Origin of the sequence: Polaribacter sp. Q13, assembly GCF_016858305.2 — a bacterium.
In the GTDB taxonomy this organism is placed as follows: Bacteria; Bacteroidota; Bacteroidia; order Flavobacteriales; family Flavobacteriaceae; genus Polaribacter.
On sequence record NZ_CP074436.1, the window covers coordinates 3,578,810 to 3,603,080 of the forward strand.

The 24,271-nt window shown below is 32.0% G+C and carries 23 protein-coding genes, 2 tRNA genes and 1 riboswitch; of the genes, 24 read left to right on the forward strand and 1 reads right to left on the reverse strand.

Annotated elements, in window-relative coordinates; genetic code table 11:
* Positions 1–12 precede the first annotated feature (12 nt).
* The 16 genes from cobA (at position 13) to JOP69_RS15100 (ending at position 13,570) form a co-directional block, all read left to right on the forward strand.
* A complete protein-coding gene (cobA, locus tag JOP69_RS15025) occupies positions 13–783 on the forward strand; it encodes a uroporphyrinogen-III C-methyltransferase (protein ID WP_203391724.1) in 771 nt (256 codons plus the stop codon).
* 4 nt (positions 784–787) lie between these two features.
* Entirely contained in the window at positions 788–1,363 is a 576-nt protein-coding gene (locus tag JOP69_RS15030; protein WP_203391725.1) for a bifunctional precorrin-2 dehydrogenase/sirohydrochlorin ferrochelatase, read from the forward strand.
* A 73-nt stretch (positions 1,364–1,436) separates the two neighbouring features.
* Positions 1,437–2,492, forward strand: a complete 1,056-nt coding sequence (locus JOP69_RS15035) for an NAD(P)/FAD-dependent oxidoreductase (protein ID WP_203391726.1) — start codon at positions 1,437–1,439, stop codon at positions 2,490–2,492.
* A gap of 168 nt (positions 2,493–2,660) precedes the next feature.
* Positions 2,661–2,993 (forward strand): 2Fe-2S iron-sulfur cluster-binding protein, encoded by a 333-nt coding sequence (locus JOP69_RS15040; RefSeq protein WP_203391727.1) that lies wholly within the window; start codon positions 2,661–2,663, stop codon positions 2,991–2,993.
* Between the two features lie 9 nt (positions 2,994–3,002).
* Positions 3,003–3,761 carry a serine O-acetyltransferase EpsC gene (gene epsC, locus JOP69_RS15045; protein ID WP_203391728.1) on the forward strand — a complete coding sequence of 253 codons (759 nt, stop codon included), beginning with the start codon at positions 3,003–3,005 and terminating at the stop codon, positions 3,759–3,761.
* A 1-nt stretch (position 3,762) separates the two neighbouring features.
* Positions 3,763–4,650 carry a cysteine synthase CysM gene (cysM, locus tag JOP69_RS15050; RefSeq protein ID WP_203391729.1) on the forward strand — a complete coding sequence of 296 codons (888 nt, stop codon included), beginning with the start codon at positions 3,763–3,765 and terminating at the stop codon, positions 4,648–4,650.
* 61 nt (positions 4,651–4,711) lie between these two features.
* Positions 4,712–4,837: riboswitch (SAM riboswitch) on the forward strand.
* Positions 4,838–4,888: 51 nt separating this feature from the next.
* Complete coding sequence (locus JOP69_RS15055) at positions 4,889–5,890, forward strand: homocysteine S-methyltransferase family protein (protein ID WP_203391730.1); 1,002 nt, start codon at positions 4,889–4,891, stop codon at positions 5,888–5,890.
* Positions 5,891–5,953: 63 nt separating this feature from the next.
* A complete protein-coding gene (locus JOP69_RS15060) occupies positions 5,954–6,235 on the forward strand; it encodes an antibiotic biosynthesis monooxygenase (protein WP_203391731.1) in 282 nt (93 codons plus the stop codon).
* A 21-nt stretch (positions 6,236–6,256) separates the two neighbouring features.
* Complete coding sequence (locus JOP69_RS15065) at positions 6,257–7,252, forward strand: YhcG family protein (protein ID WP_203391732.1); 996 nt, start codon at positions 6,257–6,259, stop codon at positions 7,250–7,252.
* A gap of 7 nt (positions 7,253–7,259) precedes the next feature.
* On the forward strand, positions 7,260–9,935 hold the full coding sequence (gene metH, locus JOP69_RS15070) for a methionine synthase (protein WP_203391733.1): 2,676 nt from the start codon (positions 7,260–7,262) through the stop codon (positions 9,933–9,935).
* Between the two features lie 148 nt (positions 9,936–10,083).
* Positions 10,084–10,326 carry a hypothetical protein gene (locus JOP69_RS15075; RefSeq protein WP_203391734.1) on the forward strand — a complete coding sequence of 81 codons (243 nt, stop codon included), beginning with the start codon at positions 10,084–10,086 and terminating at the stop codon, positions 10,324–10,326.
* A gap of 365 nt (positions 10,327–10,691) precedes the next feature.
* A complete protein-coding gene (gene metF, locus JOP69_RS15080) occupies positions 10,692–11,648 on the forward strand; it encodes a methylenetetrahydrofolate reductase [NAD(P)H] (RefSeq protein ID WP_203391735.1) in 957 nt (318 codons plus the stop codon).
* A gap of 210 nt (positions 11,649–11,858) precedes the next feature.
* A complete protein-coding gene (gene trxA, locus JOP69_RS15085) occupies positions 11,859–12,176 on the forward strand; it encodes a thioredoxin (protein ID WP_165733121.1) in 318 nt (105 codons plus the stop codon).
* 68 nt (positions 12,177–12,244) lie between these two features.
* Positions 12,245–13,165, forward strand: a complete 921-nt coding sequence (locus JOP69_RS15090; RefSeq protein ID WP_203391736.1) for a DUF58 domain-containing protein — start codon at positions 12,245–12,247, stop codon at positions 13,163–13,165.
* A gap of 64 nt (positions 13,166–13,229) precedes the next feature.
* Positions 13,230–13,303: transfer RNA gene (locus tag JOP69_RS15095), tRNA-Asp, on the forward strand.
* A 193-nt stretch (positions 13,304–13,496) separates the two neighbouring features.
* Positions 13,497–13,570 (forward strand) — tRNA-Asp (locus tag JOP69_RS15100).
* A gap of 163 nt (positions 13,571–13,733) precedes the next feature.
* Here the strand turns inward: JOP69_RS15100 and JOP69_RS15105 are convergent.
* On the reverse strand, positions 13,734–14,420 hold the full coding sequence (locus JOP69_RS15105) for a Crp/Fnr family transcriptional regulator (protein ID WP_203391737.1): 687 nt from the start codon (positions 14,418–14,420) through the stop codon (positions 13,734–13,736).
* Positions 14,421–14,524: 104 nt separating this feature from the next.
* Between JOP69_RS15105 and JOP69_RS15110 the strand changes: the two genes are divergently transcribed.
* The 8 genes from JOP69_RS15110 to ccoG all read left to right on the forward strand — a co-directional run bounded on the left by JOP69_RS15110 (position 14,525) and on the right by ccoG (position 24,117).
* Positions 14,525–16,900 carry a heavy metal translocating P-type ATPase metal-binding domain-containing protein gene (locus JOP69_RS15110; RefSeq protein WP_203391738.1) on the forward strand — a complete coding sequence of 792 codons (2,376 nt, stop codon included), beginning with the start codon at positions 14,525–14,527 and terminating at the stop codon, positions 16,898–16,900.
* 2 nt (positions 16,901–16,902) lie between these two features.
* Positions 16,903–17,604 carry a purine-nucleoside phosphorylase gene (gene deoD, locus JOP69_RS15115; protein ID WP_203391739.1) on the forward strand — a complete coding sequence of 234 codons (702 nt, stop codon included), beginning with the start codon at positions 16,903–16,905 and terminating at the stop codon, positions 17,602–17,604.
* 113 nt (positions 17,605–17,717) lie between these two features.
* Entirely contained in the window at positions 17,718–19,085 is a 1,368-nt protein-coding gene (gene hemN / locus JOP69_RS15120; RefSeq protein ID WP_203391740.1) for an oxygen-independent coproporphyrinogen III oxidase, read from the forward strand.
* Positions 19,086–19,176: 91 nt separating this feature from the next.
* Entirely contained in the window at positions 19,177–19,353 is a 177-nt protein-coding gene (gene ccoS / locus JOP69_RS15125; RefSeq protein WP_203391741.1) for a cbb3-type cytochrome oxidase assembly protein CcoS, read from the forward strand.
* Between the two features lie 10 nt (positions 19,354–19,363).
* Positions 19,364–21,559, forward strand: coding sequence for a cytochrome-c oxidase, cbb3-type subunit I (gene ccoN / locus JOP69_RS15130; protein ID WP_203391742.1), 2,196 nt, complete (start codon positions 19,364–19,366; stop codon positions 21,557–21,559).
* Positions 21,560–21,563: 4 nt separating this feature from the next.
* Positions 21,564–21,731, forward strand: a complete 168-nt coding sequence (locus JOP69_RS15135) for a CcoQ/FixQ family Cbb3-type cytochrome c oxidase assembly chaperone (RefSeq protein WP_203391743.1) — start codon at positions 21,564–21,566, stop codon at positions 21,729–21,731.
* A gap of 11 nt (positions 21,732–21,742) precedes the next feature.
* A complete protein-coding gene (locus JOP69_RS15140) occupies positions 21,743–22,690 on the forward strand; it encodes a cbb3-type cytochrome c oxidase N-terminal domain-containing protein (protein WP_203391744.1) in 948 nt (315 codons plus the stop codon).
* A 5-nt stretch (positions 22,691–22,695) separates the two neighbouring features.
* Positions 22,696–24,117 carry a cytochrome c oxidase accessory protein CcoG gene (ccoG, locus tag JOP69_RS15145; protein WP_203391745.1) on the forward strand — a complete coding sequence of 474 codons (1,422 nt, stop codon included), beginning with the start codon at positions 22,696–22,698 and terminating at the stop codon, positions 24,115–24,117.
* Positions 24,118–24,271 lie beyond the last annotated feature (154 nt).

Genomic DNA, 24,271 nt, shown 5'->3' on the forward strand with positions numbered 1-24,271 from the left:
TAAAAGAATAAAATGAGTTTAAAAACACCAAAATTAACGGTTGTAGGTGCCGGTCCTGGAGACATAGACTTAATCACAGTAAAAGCTATTAAAGTTTTAAAAGCTGCTGATGTAGTATTATACGATGCTTTGGTGAATGAAGAATTATTAGAGTATATAAACCCCGAAGCTGAACAGGTTTTTGTAGGAAAACGTAGAGGGTGTTATACTTATCAACAAGAACAAATTAATGAGTTAATTGTTGAGCGAGCAAAATCTAACGGACATGTAGTACGCTTAAAAGGTGGAGATCCATTTATTTTTGGTAGAGGTGCAGAGGAAATGGAATATGCCGCAAATTTAGGTTTAGAGGTTGCGGTTGTTCCAGGAATTTCATCTTCGTTGGCAGTAGCTGCTTATCAAAATATACCCTTAACAAAACGCGGTAGCGCAGAAAGTTTTTGGGTAATTACAGGAACCACAAAAGATCATAAAATTTCTAATGATATAGAGTTGGCTGCAAAGTCTAACGCTACTATTGTTGTTTTAATGGGGATGAGCAAATTGCCTCAAATTGTAAAATTATTTCAAGCAGAAGGTAAAAATAATTTACCTGTTGCTATTATTCAAAGAGGAACAACACCTAGAGAAAAATTAGGAATTGGTACGGTTGATACCATAGAAAAAATAGTAGAAGAGAATGATTTAAAAAATCCTGCAATTATTGTTTTAGGTGAAGTTGTAAAACATCGTCAAAGAATCTTAGATATTCAAGAACAGTATGCAAACGTGTTAAAAGGATAGGTTTATGGAAAGAAATAATTTATACCCTATTTTTTTAAAAACAAAAAACTTACAAGTATTAATTGTTGGAGGTGGTTTTGTAGCAGAAGAAAAATTGACGTTCTTATTAAAATCGAGTCCAGATGCAAATGTAACAATGGTTTCTCCTATGTTTAGAGAAGGCACAAGTGCATTAGCAAAGAAGGGAAACGTAAAACTGATCAACGAAAAATATAATAAACGGTATTTAAAAGGAAAGCATATTGTTGTGGCAACAACAGAGTTTCCAGAGGTAAACGAAAAGGTTTATAAACACTGTAGAAAGCGAAGTATATTAGTAAATGTAGCTGATAACCCTCCTTTTTGTGATTTTTATATGGGTGGCATTGTTACCAAAGGAAATGTAAAAGTAGCCATTTCTACCAACGGAAAATCGCCAACAACAGCTAAAAGATTACGTCAGTTTTTTGAGGATGTAATTCCTGAAAACGTAGATGATTTAGTTAAGAATTTAAACGAATATAGAAAAACAATCAAAGGAAACTTTGAGGAAAAAGTAGAAAAGCTAAACGAATTTACAAAGAGTTTGGTAGAGAAATAAAAGGGCTATTAACTTTTGGTAATTCGCTTTTGGCGAAAAGCTAAAAGCCAAGAGCAAAAAGCAAAACAAAAAAATGATTACAACAGACATACTTATTATTGGAGCAGGACCAACAGGGTTATTTACAGTTTTTGAAGCTGGTTTATTAAAATTAAAATGTCATTTAATTGATGCATTACCACAACCTGGTGGGCAATGTTCTGAGATTTATCCTAAGAAACCAATTTATGATATTCCTGCTTATCCAGAGATTTTAGCCGGAGATTTAACACATAAATTAATAGAACAAACAAAGCAATTTGAGCCTGGTTTTACCTTAGGTGAAAGAGCGGAAACGATAGATAAGCAAGATGATGGTACTTTTATTGTTACTACAAATAAAGGAACAAAACACCATGCTAAAATTGTTGCTATTGCAGGTGGTTTAGGTTCTTTTGAACCAAGAAAACCAAAAATTGATAACTTAGAGAAGTATGAAGATAATGGAGTAGAATATATCATTAAAGAACCAGAATTCTATAGAGACAAAAAAGTAGTCATTTCTGGAGGTGGAGATTCTGCTTTAGATTGGGCTGTTTTCTTATCAGACGTAGCGTCTGAAGTAACTTTAATTCACAGAAGAAATGAATTTAGAGGCGCTTTAGATTCTGTAGAAAAAGTGCAGGAATTAAAGAATTTAGGAAAAATTAGAATGATAACTCCTGCGGAAGTAAAAGGAATTATCGGTACAGATAAAGTAACAGGTGTTGCTGTTGAGAAAAAAGGTGAAGATGCTTTTATTGTAGATACAGATCATTTTATTCCTTTATTTGGTTTGTCTCCAAAATTAGGTCCAATTGGTAATTGGGGATTAGAGATTGAAAAAAATGCAATTAAAGTAAATAACGCTTTAGACTATCAAACAAATATTCCAGGAATCTATGCTATTGGTGATGTAAACACCTATCCAGGAAAATTAAAATTGATTTTATGTGGGTTCCACGAAGCTACTTTAATGTGCCAGAGTGCATATCAAAGAATTTTTCCAGATAAAAAATATGTAATGAAATACACAACCGTTGGTGGTGTAGAAGGATTTGACGGAACTAAAAAAGAAGCTCCAAAAGCAGTTGTAAAAGCGATAAATTAATCATTCATCGACAAGATTTCAAAAACCTTGTAGGTATATAATTGTTAGGTTTACTTAATTTAGTAGACAATATTAATAAAGAGATTAACAAAGACCTCAAAGCTTTTTAAAACCTTTGAGGTCTAATCAACCAAATTCATTACTTTTGGCGTTGGTAAAAAATGTAAAATGAGCGTAGATATAAACATTAAAATAACTGATAGAAATGGTGTAATGCATGAAGTTGTAGCACCTACAGACATGGCAATGAACCTTATGGAAGTAGTTCGTTCTTACGAATTAGCAGAAGAAGGAACTATTGGTATTTGTGGCGGAATGGCTATGTGTGCTTCTTGTCAGTGTTATGTAAATTCAGATAACGAATTACCAGAAATGTCAGATGATGAAGACGCTATGTTAGCAGAAGCATTTAATGTAGAAGATAATAGTAGGTTAGGTTGTCAGATACAAATGACGCCAGCAATGGAAGGGTTAGAAGTTACTTTAGCACCAGAAATGTAAACGGCAAGAATGAAAGAAACAGCACAAATAGTTACATTTAAAAACTACAGCATGTGTTTAAGAGATGCCGTAGAAATTTTCACCAAACAGTTAATTAATAACTTGTTTGATGAACGTCATTTGTCTGAAAGTGGTGCAGAAACAAGATTAAAGTTTTTAAAAATTTTAGAAAGATTATCTGTTGAAAATGGAGAAGATTTTTGGAATGATTTTGAAAGTTCTTTTGTTACTATCCGTCAGAAATTAGATTTAGATGCTACTGCTGCAGAAAAAAATGATCCTGCTGCTAAAAGTTTAGAAGAAATTTACTTGGCATATCCAGGTTTTTACGCAATTGCTGTATATCGTTTAAGTCACCAATTATTAAAGCAAGGTATTCCTGTATTTCCAAGAATAATGAGTGAATTTGCACACAGTAAAACCGGTACAGATATTCACCCAGGAGCAGAAATTGGAGATTCGTTTTTTATAGATCACGCAACGGGTATTGTTATTGGAGAAACGACTGTTATTAAAGATAATGTTCAGATTTTTCAAGGAGTAACTTTAGGCGGAATTCAAGTAAAGAAAAGTTTAGCATCTACCAAAAGACATCCCACCATAGAAAGTGGTGTTGTTATTTACGCAAATGCTACCATATTAGGTGGAGACGTGGTAATAGGAAAAAACTCTGTAATTGGAGCCAATGTTTGTATTACGGAATCAGTTCCAGAAAACTCGGTGGTAACCGTGCAATCAGAAAATAATATTTTTCAAAAAAGAAATTAAGATGAAGACCAAAAGTATCATAGATTTTGTTGGAAACACACCACTTGTAGAAGTGCAAAACATCTTTAAAAAAGAAGGGGTAACTTTATTGTTAAAGCTAGAAGGTAATAATCCTGGTGGAAGTGTTAAAGATAGAGCTGCTTATTATATGATTTCTGAAGCCATCAAAAGAAAAAATATAAGAAAAGGAGATACTTTGGTAGAAGCAACTAGTGGTAACACTGGTATTGCATTGGCTTTAATGGCAAAAGTTTTAGGTGTAAATATGGTGCTTACAATGCCAGAAAATTCTACAATAGAGCGAGTTAAAACGATGCGTGCTTACGGAGCAAAAGTTATTTTAACTCCTGCAGATAAAGGGATTGAAGGAGCTATTGACTATGCTTTAAAATTGAAATATAAAAAAGGATATTTTCGCTTAAATCAATTTGATAATTTTGATAATCCGAAAGCACATTTTAATACAACGGGACCAGAAATTTGGAGAGATACAGAAGGGGAAGTAACTCATTTTGTTTCTGCCATGGGAACTACTGGAACCATTACAGGAGTTTCTGATTATTTAAAATCACAAAACGAAAACATCACCATTATAGGAGCACAACCTAAAGATGGTGCTAAAATACCTGGAATTAGAAAATGGTCTGAAGAATATATGCCAGCTATTTTTAAACGAAAAAAAATAGATCAAATATTTGAAGTAAGTGAAGAAGAAGCAAAAGAAATGACCATTCGTTTAGCAAAAGAAGAAGGCATCTTTGCAGGAATGAGTTCTGGAGGATCTGTTGCAACCGCTTTAAAAGTAGCTAATTCTATAGATAAAGGTGTTATTGTTGCTATTATTTGCGATAGGGGAGACCGTTATTTATCATCAGATATCTACGAATAAATTATAAAAACAAGAAAAAAGTTCGTTACTTTGTAACGTAATTTAGTTCATTTATTTAATATTGTTATCAAGAAAGGTTGAGGGATTAGACCCGAGGAAGCCTTGGCAACCCTTTAACTTTAAAGAAGGTGCTAATTTCTACTGATTCTTTCTGAACTAGTTTCAGAACCTCTCAGAGAGATAACGGAAAAAGTATCAATTCTTCTTTTCCTGATAACGCAAAAAATAATTTTCAGGAATGTCAAATATATATAAAGCTTTACAAGAAAGAATTTTGGTTTTAGATGGTGCAATGGGTACCATGCTACAAGCCTATAAATTTACAGAAGAAGATTTTAGAGGAGAACGTTTTAAAGACTATCCAACACCTTTACAAGGTAATAACGACTTATTATCTATTACGCAACCAGAAGCTATTAAAACCATTCATGGTAAATATTTTGAGGCTGGTGCAGATATTATAGAAACCAATACTTTTTCTGGTACTACAATTGCCATGGCAGATTATCAGATGGAAGATTTGGTCTATGAACTAAATTATCAATCTGCAAAAATTGCCAAAGAAGTTGCCGATGAGTTTACAGCAAAAGAACCACACAAACCTCGTTTTGTAGCAGGTTCTATTGGTCCAACAAATAGAACGGCAAGCATGTCTCCAGATGTAAATGATCCTGGTTATAGAGCCGTTACTTTTGATGAATTAAGAATTGCATACAAACAACAAGTAGAAGCTTTAATAGATGGTGGTGTAGATATATTGCTTGTAGAAACGGTTTTTGATACTTTAAATGCAAAAGCAGCTTTATTTGCCATTGAAGAAGTAAAAGACGAACGAGGAATTGAGATTCCAATCATGTTAAGTGGTACCATTACAGATGCTTCAGGTAGAACTTTATCTGGGCAAACTGCAGAAGCTTTTTTAATCTCTGTGTCTCATATTCCATTATTATCTGTAGGATTTAATTGTGCCTTAGGAGCCAATTTATTACAACCGCACTTACAAGCTATTGCCAATAAAACAGATTTTGCTATTTCTGCACATCCAAATGCAGGATTGCCAAATGCTTTTGGTGAGTACGATGAAACTGCAGAAGAAATGGGTGAGCAAATAGAGGAGTATTTAAAGAAAGATTTAATCAATATTATTGGTGGATGTTGTGGTACAAGTCCTGCTCATATAAGCGAGATTGCTAAAATTGCAGCAAAATACAAACCGAGAGAATTTGTAGTAAATAAATAGTTTTAAATAAAAAAAAGATCAATCCTGCGTAAGCAGAATTATTAAAAATAAATTATAAGTAGGGTGATTTTAGAAGTAGCCGTTTTAAACATAAAGAAAGGTCTGTCTAAAGATTTTGAAGCTAGTTTTGAGAAAGCAGAAAGTATCATTTCTTCTAAAAAAGGATATGTTTCTCATCAGTTGAAAAAATGTGTAGAGCAAAAAGATAAATATATCTTACTCGTAAATTGGGAAACAATTGAAGATCACGAAATTGGGTTTAGAAAATCTGATGAATATAAAGAATGGAAAGAATTATTACATCATTTTTATGATCCTTTTCCTATTGTAGAACATTATGTTTAACAACTAATAATCAATAACAAAATGTCACTTCTTTCAAAAACATTTATACATTCTGTAAAGGAACTTATTGTTACCGCGCAGCAAAACGCAATAAGGTCTGTAAACCAACAACGTGTTTTGATGTATTGGCATATTGGACAACATATAATTGAAGAAGAACAAAAAGGAAAAGAGCGTGCAGATTATGGTGCTTATCTTATAAAAACACTCGCTGAAGAACTGATAAAAGATTTTGGAAGCGGATTTTCTATTAGACAATTAGAATTGTGTAGACAGTTTTATACTGTTTTTCCAATTACGAACGCACTGCGTTCGCAATTGAATTGGACGCAATACAAGTTGCTATTTCGTATAGAAAATGAGGACAAAAGAACATATTATATAGAAGAGTCTTGTAATAATAATTGGAGCGCCAGACAACTAGAAAGGCAAATAAATAGTCAATTGTACGAACGTTTACTTTTAAGTAATGATAAAGAAAAAGTGTTGGCTGTTGCTAAAAAGGAAGTGGAAATAGAGCACCCTAAAGACATTATTAAAGATCCAATGATTTTAGAGTTCTTAGGTTTAAAGCCTCAAGAAAGTTATTACGAAAAAGATTTAGAAAAAGCACTAATTACTAATATACAAGCTTTTCTTTTAGAGTTAGGAAATGGTTTTTCTTTTGTTTCAAGACAAAAAAGAATACAAATAGAAGATGATGAGTATTTTATAGATTTAGTATTTTACAATAGATTGTTAAAATGTTTTGTAATCATAGAAATTAAAACACAAAAACTTTCTCATCAAGATATTGGTCAGTTACAAATGTATGTGAATTATTATGATAGAACTGAAAAACAAGAAGATGAGAATAATACCATAGGTATACTCCTTTGTACCGATAAAAACGACACAATGGTAGAGTATGCGTTGCCAAAAAACAATACTACAATTTTAGCAAGTAAATATGAATTATATTTGCCTAAAAAGGAAGAAATCACAAAAATAGTAACAACTGTTTTAGATAATAAATAGCCTGAAGATGAAAGTGAAACAAACAAAATATATGCGTTTATCAGGATTAGAACCTCTAGTCTTGAATGAAAATAGCAATTTTATAAACGTAGGTGAGCGTACAAATGTTGCAGGTTCTCGTAAGTTTTTACGATTGATAAAAAACGAGCAATTTGATGAAGCCTTAGATATTGCAAGACATCAAGTAGATGGAGGCGCACAAATTATCGACATTAATTTTGATGATGGTTTAATTGACGGAAAACAAGCCATGGTGCGCTTTCTAAATTTAATTGCTGCAGAGCCAGATATTTGTAGAGTTCCAATTATGATTGATAGCTCTAAATGGGAAATCATAGAAGCAGGTCTACAGGTTGTGCAAGGAAAATGCGTTGTAAATTCAATTTCACTAAAAGAAGGAAAAGAAAAGTTTGTTTGGGAAGCAAAACAAATAAAACGTTATGGTGCTGCTGTAATTGTAATGGCTTTTGATGCAGAAGGACAGGCAGATAACTATGATCGTAGAATTGAAATTGCTAAAAAATCATATGATATTTTGGTGGATGAGGTTGGTTTTCCTAGTGAAGATATCATTTTCGATTTAAATATATTTCCTGTTGCTACAGGAATGGATGAGCACAGAAGAAATGCTATCGATTTTATTGAAGCAACCCGTTGGGTAAGACAAAATTTACCAAACGCAAGTGTTAGTGGAGGTGTAAGTAACGTGTCGTTTTCTTTTAGAGGAAATGATGGTGTTCGTGAAGCGATGCATTCAGTTTTCTTGTATTATGCTATTCAAGCAGGTATGAATATGGGAATTGTAAATCCTGCACTTTTAGAAGTGTATGATAATATTCCAAAAGATCTATTAGAACGTGTAGAAGATGTAATTCTTGATAGAAGAGAAGATGCAACAGAACGTTTGTTAGATTTTGCTGATACTGTAAAAGGTTCTAAAGTAGAAAAAACCGTAGATTTATCTTGGAGAGAAAACCCTTTACAAGATAGAATTACACATGCTTTAGTAAAAGGAATTGACGCTTTTATTTTAGAAGATATAGAAACAGCAAGACAAGAAGCAACCTCACCAATTGAAGTGATTGAAGGTCATTTAATGATTGGTATGAATGTGGTTGGAGACTTATTTGGAGCAGGAAAAATGTTTTTGCCACAAGTAGTAAAATCTGCACGTGTAATGAAAAAAGCGGTAGGTTATTTAAACCCTTTTATTGAAGCCGAAAAAGGAGACAAGCAAGAGCCTGTTGGTAAAATTTTAATGGCAACTGTAAAAGGAGACGTGCATGATATTGGTAAAAATATTGTAAGCGTTGTTTTGGCTTGTAATAACTACGAAATTGTAGATTTAGGAGTCATGGTTCCGCCAGAAAAGATTATTGAAATGGCAATTAGCGAGCGTGTAGATGCTATTGGTTTGTCTGGTTTAATAACACCTTCTTTAGATGAAATGGTGTATTTGGCAAAAGAAATGCAACGTCAGAATTTTGTGTTGCCATTGTTAATTGGTGGTGCAACAACTTCTAAAGCGCATACAGCGGTTAAGATAGATACGCAATATACCAATGCGGTTGTGCATGTAAATGATGCTTCTAGAGCAGTAACTGTTGTTGGCGATTTATTAAATAAGAAAACATCACATGAGTATGTTGCTAAAATGAAGAAAGATTATGATGAATTTAGAACTAAGTTTTTAAAACGAGGGAAAGAAAAATCATATATTTCTATAGAAGAGGCACGTAAGCGTAAATATAAAATTGATTGGGAAACTTCTAAGATTGTAAAACCTAATGAATTAGGAATTCAGACTTTAGAACAGTTAAGTTTAAAAGAATTAGTACCTTTTATAGATTGGAGTCCGTTTTTTAGAAGTTGGGATTTACATGGTAAATTTCCAGCTATTTTAACAGATAAAGTTGTTGGTGAGCAAGCAACAATTATGTACGAAGAAGCACAAGCAATGATTAAAGATATTATTGCGAAGCAATTGTTAAAACCAAAAGCAATTTTTGGTTTGTTTGAAGCAAACACTATTAATGACGATGATATTTCTGTAAAGAAAAAAGGAGGAGAAGAATTTATTTTTAGAACTTTACGTCAGCAATTAAAGAAAAGAGAAGGGATTCCGAATCATGCTTTGGCAGATTTTATAGCCCCAAAAGAAACTGGTAGAACAGATTATATGGGCGCATTTTGTGTCGGTATTTTTGGAGCACAAGAATTAGCAGAAAGTTATAGAGCAAAAGAAGACGATTACAATGCAATTATGGCGCAAGCAATTGCAGATCGTTTTGCAGAAGCTATGGCAGAATACTTGCATAAACAAGTTAGAACCAAGCATTGGGGGGCTGATACGGATGAAGGTTTAACAAACGACGATTTAATAAAGGAAAGTTATAACGGAATTCGTCCTGCACCAGGATATCCTGCGTGTCCAGATCATTTAGAAAAGGAAACCATTTGGGATTTACTTAAAGTTGAAGAAAAGATAGGTGTTACTTTAACAGAAAGTATGGCTATGTGGCCAGGAGCAGCAGTTTCTGGGTATTATTTTGCAAATAAAGAATCGAAATATTTTGGTTTGGGTAAAATTACAGATGATCAAGTAACAGATTATTCAACAAGAAAAGGAATTACAAAGGAGAAAGCTAGAAAATGGTTGCATCCTATTTTAGCTGAAGAATAAAAAGCCCATCCTAACCTTCCCTAAAGGAAGGAACAGTTGGATGGAAACCATTTTTTTGGAAGACTATTTTTTGATTGGAAAATAAATATTAATAAAAAAAATATCCCGCAATAGTTTCCCTCCTTCGGAGGGATTAAGGGAGGCTAGTATGGATTTTATAGAATTACATTTAGGAAATTATGTTATTTCTCATGGTTATGATAAAAATAACAAGGAGATCATGACTCAGGTTACAGCAGAGAAATTTGGTAAAAAATTAATTGCTGTTTCTAGAATTAAATCTTTAAGCGAAAAATATGTCTTAACAGATTATGTTGATGGTAGGTATATATATTGGGAATACAAAGAAGATTACGAAGATGTAAAAAAGCAGCTAAGTAGCCCATCCTAACCTTCCCGAAGGGAAGGAACACTCAGATGGAAGCCAATTGGTTAGAAAGAGTGTTGGTGAAAATAAATTTGGATAAAGAAAAGAGTTGTTTTTTATTGTTGAATTGCCATGGGCTTTAGCCTGTGTTAAAATTTATGAAAGGAATATTGGCTTTAGCCAAACTTTAAAAGGGTAAAAAATATTCAGAAAAAAGTATTATTGACAGTTCTATTTTAACGCAAGAGTAAGTTTTGCGTTAGCGATTGAAACGGCATCCTTTTTGTTTTTTTAACAAAAAGATATAGTGTAAAGCGCGACCCTTGTGGTAACGCCCAAAAAAATATTATAATTAATTAAATAAAAATCCTCTTTAGGATTTAGGTTCTATGAAAGTTACAGATCATATTAAAAAAGCGAACGGAAAAACATTATTTTCTTTTGAGGTAATTCCGCCACAGAAAGGAAAAAACATTCAAGATTTATATAATAATATAGATCCATTAATGGAGTTTAATCCGCCTTTTATAGATGTTACTACGTCTAGAGAGGAGTATGTTTATGTAAACAAAGGAAACGGACTTTTAGACAAGAGAATTACCAGAATGCGACCGGGAACTGTGGGTATTTGTGCGTCTATTATGCATAAGTATCAGGTAGATGCAATTCCGCATTTATTGTGTGGAGGTTTTACCAAAGAAGAAACAGAATATGTTTTGGTAGATTGCCATTATTTAGGTTTGGATAACGTAGTTGCCTTAAGAGGAGATGCTAGAAAAGATGAGTCTTATTTTAAAGCAACCGAAGGTGGTAATGCTTTTGCAAGCGATTTGGTACAGCAAATATCTGATTTAAATAAAGGAAAGTACTTGCATGATGATATTTTGGTAGAGCATAATTATGATTTTTGTGTGGGTGTTGCAGGATATCCAGAAAAACACATGGAATCTCCGTCTTTAAATACAGATTTAAAACGTTTAAAGCAAAAGGTAGATGCGGGAGCAGATTATGTGGTAACTCAAATGTTTTTTGATAATAATAAATATTTTGAGTTTGTTAAAAAAGCGAGAGAAATAGGCATTACAGTGCCAATTATACCAGGAATTAAGCCACTTGCAGTAAAAAGACATTTACAAATTTTACCTCAGGTTTTTAAAATAGATTTGCCAGAAGATTTAATTGATGCTGTAGAAAGTTGTAAAGATAATAAAGCCGTAAGACAGGTTGGTATTGAGTTTGCAATTCAGCAATCTAAAGAGTTAAAAGAAGCTGGTGTGCCATTTTTACACTATTACTCTATGGGTAAGAGTGATAATATACATGCAATTGCATCGAAGTTATTTTAGATACGAATTCCACGAATATACGTTTAAAAAGAAGTGAAGTTTTTTGTAATTTGTAAGCATCAGTGAAATTAGTGTCCCTCTTTTTTATTTGTAAGCATAACAACTATTTATAGACAAATAAGAAAAAGTAATTTTTTAGAAAACAAGTAAGTAAATAAAATGATTACTTTTGTAACTCAATACAGAAATAACAATTTAAAAATATAAAAAATGGCATTAGAAATAACAGACGCAAACTTTGACGAATTAGTATTAAAATCTGACAAACCAGTATTAGTAGATTTTTGGGCAGCTTGGTGTGGACCATGTAGAATGGTAGGACCAATTGTTGATGAAATTCATACTGAGTATGAAGGGAAAGCTGTTGTAGGTAAAGTAGATGTGGATGCTAACCAAGAATTTGCAGCAAAATACGGGGTACGTAACATACCAACTGTTTTAATCTTTAAAAACGGAGAAGTAGTAGACAAACAAGTAGGTGTTGCACCTAAAAATGTTTATACAGGTAAAATTGATGCTGCTATATAAGTATCAATTTACAAAAGATAACGTAAAAGGTTTGGCTAATGTCAAACCTTTTTTTATTTTAGATACTTATGATAGATCTTTCAGAAGTTAAATCAGAAATAAAAAACTTAGACATACTTGCAAAACAAGTAGTAGAGGGGTTTATTACCGGAATTCATAAAAGTCCGTTTCATGGGTTTTCGGTAGAGTTTTCAGAGCATAAATTATACAATAAAGGAGAAAGTACGCGCCATATAGATTGGAAGTTGTTTGCAAAGACAGAAAAGTTGTACACAAAGAAATATGAAGAAGAAACCAATTTAAGGTGCCATATTATTATAGATAATTCTGCTTCTATGCATTATCCTATAGTAAAAAAGCAGACAGTAGAGAGTTTAAATAAAGTAGGCTTCTCTGCGGTTGCAGCAGCATCTTTAATGGAAATTTTAAAAAGACAGCGAGATGCTGTTGGTTTAAGTGTTTATTCGGATACTTATGAATACTATGCTCCAGAAAAGGGGAGTGAACGCCATAGAAAGATGTTATTACATCAATTAGAGCAATTGATGGTTTCAGATTCTAAATCTACAACAGAAACGTATAAGTATTTGCATGAAATTGCGGAGAAAATACACAGACGCTCTTTAATTTTTGTTTTTACTGATATGTTTCAGCCAAATAAAGATCATGAAGTACTGTTTGAAGCGCTAAAACACCTTAAATTTAACAAACATGAGGTTGTTTTGTTTCATACTTATGATGGTGAAACAGAATTTAACTTCAATTTTGACAATGCTCCGAAAAAATTTGTAGATGTTGAAACGGGGGAGGAGATTAATGTGTATGCCGAAAATATTAGAGAAAAGTACACGGAATTAGTTGGAAGTTATTTTAACGAGTTGAAAAATAAATGTTTACAGTATAAGATTGATTATATACCTGTAGATATACATAAAGGGTATAACGCCATTTTAACCGCCTATTTAATTAGTAGAAGAAAAAATAAATAATTTTTTTCATTTTATGTTTGTGTATTTAAAAATAGATGTTATATTTGCAACCGCTTAAAGCAACGGTCTGGTAGTTCAGCTGGTTAGAATACCTGCCTGTCACGCAGGGGGTCGCGGGTTCGAGTCCCGTCCAGACCGCGAAAAGCACCTCATTTATGAGGTGCTTTTTTCGTTTAAAGACTTTTTTTATTTGAGTTTTAAAAATAAATTTTTAGATAAAGTCCATCAATTGTGGTGTTTAAGATTGTGTTGTAAATAATTTTACATTTAAAGAGAAATAAAGCTTTTTTTTTATAAAAAAGATGTTATATTTGCAACCGCTTAAAGCAACGGTCTGGTAGTTCAGCTGGTTAGAATACCTGCCTGTCACGCAGGGGGTCGCGGGTTCGAGTCCCGTCCAGACCGCGAAAAGCACTTCATTTATGAGGTGCTTTTTTCGTTTAGTGATTTTTTTTAAGTTTCAAACAAATAATATTTGATAGGAATGATGTTTAAAAAATATAAATCACAAAAAAAAACACATCAATAGATGTGTTTTTTTTATATATGAAAATTGTATCTTTCTATATTAAAATCCCTGAGCAATTTTATCTAATTCACTACTGTCTAGTATAGAAATATCTTTTCCTTTAAATTCAATAATTTTCTTCTTTTTTAAGTCAGATAGCAAACGAATTGCAGATTCTGTTGCAGTACCTATAATATTAGCGATATCTTCTCTAGAAAGGTGGATGTTAATGGTGTTTTCGGCATTTGTGCCAAATTTGCTGTGCAGTCTTAAAAGAGTTTCTGCTAAACGTTGTTTAACGGTTTTTTGAGCCATATCAACAATAACATTGTCTGCTTGTTTTAGGGTTTGAGCCATGTCTTTAAGCACATTCATTGTAAAGTTTGAGTTTTTAGATAAATCCTTTAGAATTTCTTCTTTAGGAATAAAACAAACTTCCATATCATTTAAAGCAACTGCTTTAAGGTTAGAGGCTTCATCAGAAATTAAACTTCTTTCTCCTAATAAATCGCCTCTAGTTACTAAGCCAATAATTTGATTTCTACCATTTTCACTCATTTTAGAAACCTTACAAACACCATCTTTGATACAGAAAATACCTTTTAAGCGTTCTCCTTCTTCAAAAATAGCTTCTCCTTTTTTTATAATTCTAGATGTTTTACAATTAGACATCTTTACCAATTCCTCTTTAGTTAAGTGTTTTAAGGAATTAAGTTGACGAATAATACATTGCTCACATTTACTCATAATGACTAATGGTATTGGGGTGTCAAAGATATTAAAAAAGTGATATATATCATGTTTTAAAGTGCTATTCTTATTGTAAATTTGCAAAAGGCAAAAGAGTAAATATGAAATCTACACAATGTTATCACTGTGGCGATTCTTGTGATGATAATTTAATTGAATTTGATGGTAAAAGTTTCTGTTGTAATGGTTGTAAGACTGTTTATGAGATTTTTTCTGAGAATGATTTAACTTGTTATTACAATTTTCAAGACAACCCTGGGGCAATTCCGACTGAAATTCAAGGGAAATATGATTTTTTAGATAACGTAGAAATTGCGGAAAAATTATTAGATTTTAATGATGGTAGTACGCAAATAGTAACACTATATATTCCGCATATTCACTGCAGTTCTTGTATATGGGTATTAGAGAACTTACATAAATTAAACCCTAAAGTATCTTCTTCTCAAGTAGATTTTCCAAAGAAAAAAGTACGAATTACTTTTAATTCTGATGAAACTTCTCTAAAAGAAATTGTTCTTTTAATGAGTTCTATTGGGTATGAACCGTATATAAGTTTAGAAGATTATGAAAGCGGAAAAAAATCAGTAGATAGAAGTTTAATATATAAATTAGGTATTGCAGGTTTTGCTTTTGGAAACGTAATGTTTCTCTCTTTTCCAGAATATTTTGAAGTAGATGGTTTTTGGATAGAGAAATACAAACATGTTTTTAGATGGTTAATGTTTGCTTTTTCTTTACCTGTTGTTTTTTATGCTGGACGAGATTATTATATATCTGCTTATAAAGGATTGCGTTCTAGGATATTAAATATAGATGTGCCTATTGCACTCGGAATTTCGGTTTTATTTATAAGAAGTGTTACAGAAATTATTTTAGATTTAGGAACAGGATTTTTTGACAGTTTAACCGGTTTGGTATTCTTTTTATTATTAGGAAAGTTTTTTCAGCAGAAAACGTACAATTTCTTGTCTTTTGAGCGCGATTATAAATCTTATTTTCCAATTGCTGTTACTCGGGTGTCTAAAGAAGGAAAGGAAGAGAATGTTGCTATTTATGATATTGAAAAAGGGGACAGATTACTGATTAGAAACCAAGAATTAATTCCTACAGATGGTATTCTCATTAATGGAAAAGCAGATATAGATTATAGTTTTGTTACTGGTGAAGCAGTGCCAGTGTCTAAAAAGTCTGGAGATAAATTATTTGCAGGTGGTAAACAACTTTCTGGAGTTTTAGAAATGGAAGTTTTAGCCTCCGTTTCTCAAAGTTACTTAACACAATTGTGGAGTAATGATATTTTTAATAAAGATAATCAATCGCATTTTAAAACCATTACAGATAACGTTAGTAAAAATTTTACGATTATAGTGTTGTTAGTTGCTGTTTTGTCTACATCCTATTGGTTGTTTTTTGATGCTAGTAAGGCGCTAAATGTATTTACTGCGGTTTTAATTATTGCTTGTCCTTGTGCAATTGCTTTGGCAGCTCCGTTTGCTTTAGGTAATATGCTGCGTATTTTTGGTAAGGAAAAATTTTATTTAAAAAATGCCACGGTTGTAGAGCAATTGGCGGGAATAGATACCATTATTTTTGATAAAACAGGTACCCTTACAACACATAAAGAAAATACGAGTTCTTATGAAGGAACTCCATTAGATCATCAAGAAAAAAGTATTTTAAAAAGTTCTTTAAGAGCTTCTAATCATCCGTTAAGTAGAACGTTGTATAACGATTTAGGAGAGGTTGAGGTGCTCACTATTTCTAATTATAAAGAAATCTTAGGAAAAGGTATTGAGGTGAGTTATAAAGATGTTAATTTAAAATTAGGTTCGTCTTCCTTTGTTAAAAATAATGAAGATAAATCAATATTAGATACCTCGGTTTATGTTAGTTTTAATAAGGTTTATAAAGGGAAATTCATATTTAAAAATTCATATAGAGAAGGTGTAAAAGCATTGTTTGATTCTTTAAAAACCATGTATCATTTAGCAGTAGTTTCTGGAGATAATGAAGGAGAGAGAGTTTATTTAGAAGAAAATTTACCAAAAGGAACAGACTTGTTATTCAATCAGAAACCAGAAGATAAATTAAAGGTTGTTGCAGGTTTTCAGAAAAAGAATAAAAAAGTAGCCATGATTGGCGATGGTTTAAATGATGCAGGGGCATTGGCACAAAGTGATGTTGGTATCGCTTTGTCAGAAAATATTAATGTGTTTTCTCCTGCTTGTGATGGAATTTTAGATGCATCAAAATTTAATAAAATTGGGAGCTATATAAGTGCGTCAAAAAAAGCTATAAAAGTTATTAAATACAGTTTTATATTATCTTTATGCTATAATGTAATAGGATTGTATTTTGCTGTAACAGGGCAACTAATACCAGTTATGGCGGCAATTTTAATGCCTTTAAGTTCTATTAGTATTGTGGTTTTTACAACTATTTCTACTAATTTAATTGGAAAAAATATAAAATAATTATGAGTGTACATATCGAAGCAAAAAAAGGAGAAATAGCAGAAACGGTTTTATTACCAGGAGATCCTATGAGAGCAAAATGGATTGCAGATACCTTTTTAAAAGATATTAAGCAATACAATGATGTAAGAGGAATGTTGGGCTTTACAGGTACATATAAAGGAAAAAAAATATCGGTACAGGGAACAGGGATGGGAATTCCGTCTACTTTAATTTATGCTACAGAATTAATTACAGAATATGGAGTTAAAAATTTAGTTAGAGTAGGTTCTGCAGGTTCTTATCAAAAGGAAGTAAAAATTAGAGATATTGTTTTAGCCATGGCGGCTTCTACCAATTCGGGATTAAATACCATCCGTTTTAACGGAGCAGATTATGCGCCAACAGCAAGTTTTAAGTTATTTCAAAAAGCAATAGAAGTGGCTAAAGAGAAAAATATAACCGTAAAAGCTGGAGGGATTTTAAGTTCTGATGAGTTTTATGCAGATGAGTTTGATAGTTATAAAGAATGGGCAGATTATGGTGTTTTGTGTGTAGAGATGGAAACTGCTGGTTTGTATACCGTTGCTGCAAAACACAATGTAAATGCCTTGTCTATTTTAACTATTTCTGATAGTTTGGTTACCAAAGAAAGAACTACTGCAGAAGAAAGAGAACAGACGTTTAAAGAAATGATAGAAATTGCTTTAGAGTTAGGAGAATAAAATTTTGCCTTGCGTATTGCTGAACTCAAAATAAATAATTGAAAGGGCTAAAGGCAATTTCTTTAGAAGTTAATTAGGCCTTGACCACACTAGACCAGACAAAACGATAATACATGAAATCACTAGTACAAAAATACAATATTCCTGGGCCAAGATACACCAGTTATCCAACGGTACCTTATTGGAACAAGGAAGGTATTGACAAACAAGATTGGATACAATCTTTTCAAACATCTTTTAAAGAAAGCAATTCATCAGAAGGAATTAGCATTTATATTCATTTGCCTTTCTGTGAGAGTTTGTGTACATTTTGTGCATGTCATAAACACATTACAAAACGTCACGAAGTAGAAGATGAATACATAGAAACGGTTTTAAAAGAATGGAAATTATATGTTGCGTTAGTAGATGAAATTCCTGTTGTAAAAGAATTGCATTTAGGTGGCGGAACTCCAACTTTTTTCTCAAAAGAAAATTTAAAATATTTAATGGATGGTATTTTTGAAATCGCAAAAAGGCATCCAAAAGCAGAGTTTAGTTTCGAAGGACATCCAAATAATACCACCAAAGAACAATTACAAACGTTGTTTGATGAAGGTTTTACTAGGGTTAGTTTTGGTGTACAAGATTATAATGAAAAAGTACAGAAAGCAATTCATAGAATTCAGCCTTTTGAAGCCGTAGCACAAGTTACCAAATGGTCTAGAGAAATTGGATATACTTCTGTAAGTCACGATTTAATTTTCGGGTTACCACATCAAACAAAAGAAAACGTCATTTATAGCATTAACAAAACAAAAGAATTACAGCCAGATAGAATTTCATTTTACAGTTATGCACACGTCCCTTGGGTAAAAGGAGTAGGACAAAGAGGTTTTAATGAAGATGATTTACCTAAGGATGATGAAAAAAGAGCTTTGTATGAAATAGGGAAAGAACTTTTTGCAGAGTTAGGCTATGTAGAAATTGGTATGGATCATTTTGCTTTAAAGACAGATAGTTTATATAAAGCAACCATCAACAAAACATTACATAGAAATTTTATGGGCTATACCGCTAATAAAACCCAGTTAATGATTGGTTTAGGGATGTCTGCAATTTCCGATTCTTGGTATGCGTTTGCACAAAATGTTAAGACGGTAAAAGAATATCAAAAAATTGTAAATGAAGGAGAGATTCCAATTTTTAGAGGTCATTTATTATCTGAAGAAGATAGAGTTATCAGAAAACATATTTTAAATATTATGTGTCATTTTTCCACTTCGTGGGAAGAAAAAACTATGAAAATCAATAATATTGAAATGCATTTAGGATTATTAGAAGAAATGGAGCAAGATGGATTGGTTAAAATTGATGTAAAGTCAAAGTCTTTATCCATCCCAGAAGAGGCAAGACCCTATGTTAGAAACGTTTGTATGGCTTTTGATGTGCATTTATTAAAAAATAAACCAAAAACACAGCTTTTTTCTATGACTATTTAACAAAAAATTAAGATATTTGTTAAACATGATAAATGTCATGTTTTAAGAAAGTGACCAATACTATTTTTGAAAATCTATTATCAGGCAAGATATGAGCGTAATATACCTACTACTAACTATTAGTATACTAGTAGCAATCTTATTTTTTATCGCATTTATTTATTCAGTTAGAACTGGGCAATTTGACGATTCTTATACGCCATCTGTGCGCATGTTGTTTGATGATGAGTTAGTAAAAGATAAAAAAGAAAAATCAACTAAAGACTAAATATTAAATTATGGAAATGCAACAATTTTATTACGATAATAAGATCGTAAAGAAATTTATCTATGCCACGTTATTCTGGGGAATAGTGGGGTTCTCTGTGGGGTTAATGCTCGCATTTATGTTTTTGTTCCCTTATTATACAGAAGGAATTTCTTGGTTAAGTTTTGGGCGTTTAAGACCATTACATACCAATGCTGTAATTTTTGCCTTTGTAGGTAATGCAATTTTTGCAGGGGTTTATTATTCGCTTCAGAGATTGTTAAAAGCAAGAATGGCAAGTAACTTTTTAAGTAACTTTAATTTTTGGGGTTGGCAGTTAATTATTGTTGCAGCAGCCATTACTTTACCTTTAGGGTATTCTTCATCTAAAGAATATGCCGAATTAGAGTGGCCAATAGATATAGCCATTGCAGTTGTTTGGGTTGTATTTGGAGCCAATATGATTTGGACCATCTTACAAAGAAGACAACGTCATTTATACGTGGCAATTTGGTTTTACTTAGCAACATTTGTAACAGTTGCAGTATTGCATATTTTTAATAGTTTAGCGTTACCTGTTACCTTTTTAAAATCTTATTCTGTGTATGCAGGGGTACAAGATGCATTGGTGCAATGGTGGTACGGACATAATGCCGTAGCATTTTTCTTAACCACACCTTTTTTGGGTTTAATGTATTACTTTGTTCCAAAAGCAGCTAACAGACCTGTATATTCATATAGATTATCAATTGTTCACTTTTGGTCATTGATTTTTATTTATATCTGGGCAGGACCTCACCATTTATTATATACAGCATTACCATCTTGGGCACAAAACTTAGGAGTTGTGTTTTCTATAATGTTATTAGCACCTTCTTGGGGAGGGATGATAAACGGTTTATTAACATTAAGAGGAGCTTGGGATAAAGTTAGAACAGACCCTGTTTTAAAATTTATGGTAGTTGCAATTACTGGATACGGTATGGCAACTTTTGAAGGACCAATGTTGGCTTTAAAAAATGTAAACGCAATTGCACATTATAGTGATTGGATTATTGCTCACGTACACGTTGGTGCATTAGCTTGGAATGGTTTCTTAACTTTTGGTATGTTATATTGGATGATACCAAGATTGTTTAAAACAAAATTACATTCCTTAGCATTAGCAAACGCGCATTTCTGGATTGGTACTTTAGGGATTATAATGTATACGTTACCAATGTATGTTGCAGGTTTTGTACAAGCTTCTATGTGGAAACAATTTAATCCTGATGGATCTTTAACTTATGGAAACTTCTTAGAAACTGTACACGAAATTATACCAATGTATTGGATGCGTGCTATTGGAGGAAGTATGTATATCATTGGAGCATTTATAATGTTGTACAACGTAATTAGAACGATTAAGTCTGGTAGTGATGTTACAGATGAGTTAGCAGAAGCAGCTCCATTATCTGCAGTGCCTACGTATAGAACTAAAGGAGAAGGTTGGCATACTTGGTTGGAAAGAAAACCAATCAAATTAACAATTTATGCAACGATTGCAATTTTAATTGGAGGAGCTGTTCAAATTATTCCAACAATATTAGTAAAATCTAATATACCTACTATAAGTAGTGTAAAACCTTATACACCATTAGAATTACAAGGACGTGATATTTATATTAGAGAAGGTTGTGTAGGGTGTCACTCTCAAATGATTAGACCTTTTAGAAGTGAGGTAGAACGTTATGGAGAGTACTCTAAAGCAGGTGAGTTTGTATATGATCATCCATTTTTATGGGGATCTAAACGTACAGGACCAGATTTACATAGAATTGGAGGGAAATATTCTGATAGCTGGCACTTAAACCACATGTATGATCCTCAAAGTACTTCACCAGGTTCTATTATGCCTTCTTATAAATGGTTAATTGTTAACAAACTTTATACAGGAGATATAGAAAGTAAGATGAAAGTGATGGTTACTTTAGGAGTTCCTTATTCTGAAGAAGAAATAGCAAATGCCCAACAAAGTATGTTAGCGCAAGGAACAGAAATTGAGGACAACTTACACTCAGATCCAGATTTTGCAAAAAATTATGAAGCTGATAAAAAGTACGCTCAAGAGAATGGAGAACCTTTTATAGAAATGAAAAATAGAGAGATTGTTGCCGTTATTGCATACATACAACGTTTAGGTACGGATATAAAAGTGAAAGACGAACAAAAAATAACTAAAAACTAAGGCGATGTTAAAATTTGTAAAAAATTATATGGTAACTATTTCAGGTGTCGAAATATATCCTTTAATATCATTAATCATATTCTTCACTTTCTTCATGGTCTTGTTTTGGTGGGTTTTTACAGCAAAAAAAGAATATATAAATAAGGTAAGTAATTTACCTTTAGATAATTAAAAAGAAAAAAAATGAAAAAATATTTTCAATCTACGGTATATATAATCTTTGTAATTGTTACGTTTTTAGCGCTTGCAAAGTCGTTTATGGTGTACAAAAAACCATTTAATGTTTATGAGAATCCTTTAGTTTGGATTGCAATTATAGGCTTTGTTTTGGTTGTTGTTTTAAAAGAAATGGTAAACGTAATAGCCATTAATAAAGCAACAGAATTACAAAATGAAAAACTAGGAATTGTTCCTGAAGAAAGTGATGCTTGGATTAAAAAGTTACTACAATCTTGGACAAGAACTAAAGGTATTGAAAGTGAAGAAGAGATTATTTTAGATCATAATTATGATGGAATTAGAGAACTAGATAATACTTTACCACCTTGGTGGGTGTATTTGTTCTATGCATCAATTGTCTTTGCTGTAGTATATTTGGTGAGATTTGAGGTTTTAGATGGAGACGACCAAATAGTAGAATATAATAAAGCAGTTGCAGAAGCAAAAATATCGTTAAAAAAATACAAGTCTACAGCAACAGATTTAATTACTGCAGAAAGTGTAACTTTATTAACAGATGCTAAAGACCTTGGAAGAGGTAAAGCAATTTTTAAATTAAACTGTGCATCTTGTCATATAGCAGATGGTGGTGGGGCTATTGGTCCAAATCTAACAGATGAATACTGGATTTTAGGAGGAGGAATAAAAAATGTTTTTACAACTATTTCTAATGGAGGTAGAGATGGTAAAGGGATGATTGCTTGGAATAAAACATTAAAAGCAGCAGATATTGCTAAAGTTGGTAGTTATGTACTTTCTTTACAAGGAACTTCACCAGCAAACCCAAAAGCTCCTCAAGGAGAAAAATGGGTAGATGAAGGGGCAGAAGTACAACCAGATACAGAACTTAAAGAAGGAAAAGAAAGTACAGGAACAGAAGAAGTTGGTCAGGTTTTAGAACAAGCTAATTAGTAAATATGGAAACTCCAGAAAGCGAAAAATTTAGAGATAGTATTGGTACCATTGATAAATCTGGAAAACGTTCTTGGGTTTTTCCTAAAAAGCCTAGCGGTAAATTCTATAAATATAGATCGTACGTAAGTTATTTTCTGTTAATTTTTCTTTTATCAGCACCCTTTATTAAGATAAATGGGAACCAGTTTTTATTGTTTAATATTTTAGAACGTAAATTTAATATTTTTGGATTTCCGTTTTGGCCACAAGATTTTCACTTATTAGTCATTTCAATGATTGTGGGTGTTGTATTTATCATTCTATTTACAGTAATTTTTGGACGTATTTTCTGTGGATGGATTTGTCCTCAAACCATTTTTTTAGAAATGGTTTTCAGAAAGATAGAATATTGGATTGATGGAGATAGAGGGAAACAAATTCGTTTGGATAAACAACCTTGGAATGCAGAAAAGATTAGAAAAAGACTTTTAAAATGGTTTATTTTCTTTGTGGTTTCTTTTATAATAGCCAATGTGTTCTTAGCGTATTTAATTGGTGGAGATACACTTATCAGTTACATTACGGGGAACCCTTTTGATAATATTAGTACACTTATTTCATTAACAATTTTTACTTGTGTTTTCTATTTTATTTTTGCTTGGTTTAGAGAACAAGTATGTATTATAGCCTGTCCTTATGGTAGGTTACAAGGTGTTTTGTTAGATAACAAAACGATAAATGTTGCGTACGATTATAAGAGAGGAGAAAGAGAAGAGGGAAGATCTAAATTTAAGAAAAATGAGGATAGAGAAGCTTTAGGTAAAGGAGATTGTATAGATTGTAAACAATGTGTAGTTGTTTGTCCAACAGGTATAGATATTAGAAACGGTACACAATTAGAGTGTGTAAATTGTACTGCCTGTATTGATGAATGCGATCATATAATGGATAGTGTTGGCTTGCCAAAAGGATTAATTAGATATGAAAGTGAAGATAACATCGAAAAAAAGAAGCCTTTTAAATTAAACGCTAGAATTAAAGGATATTCTGCTGTCTTATTTATTTTAATAGGTATTTTAATAGGAATGTTATTTTTAAGAAATGATGTTGAAGCTACAATTTTAAGGTTGCCTGGACAGTTGTATCAACATAAAGAAAATAATATTATTAGTAATGTTTATACCTTTAAAGTAATTAATAAAACAACAAAAGATATAAATGATGTAAGTTATAAATTACTTTCTCATAAAGGGACCATAAAATTAGTTTCTAATCATAATTTTGCGGTGCCAAAACAAGGTTTAGCAGAAGGTACTTTATTTATAGAAATAAATTCAGCGACCTTAGAAAAAGATAAAATTAAATTAGAAATTGGTGTTTATAGTGGTGATAAATTAATTGAAACTACCATAACAAATTTTTTAGGACCAAGAAGTTATAAGTAGTGTAAGTATGTTTACAAATATGCTTACTGCAAGGTTTTAAAATACTTTTTATCGATTATTAAAGTATACCAAAAAGAACTATAAATAAATCTACAGGTTATTTTTTATCGATAAATGAAGTTTTTAGAAAGTTGCATTCCGTCATGGATGATTA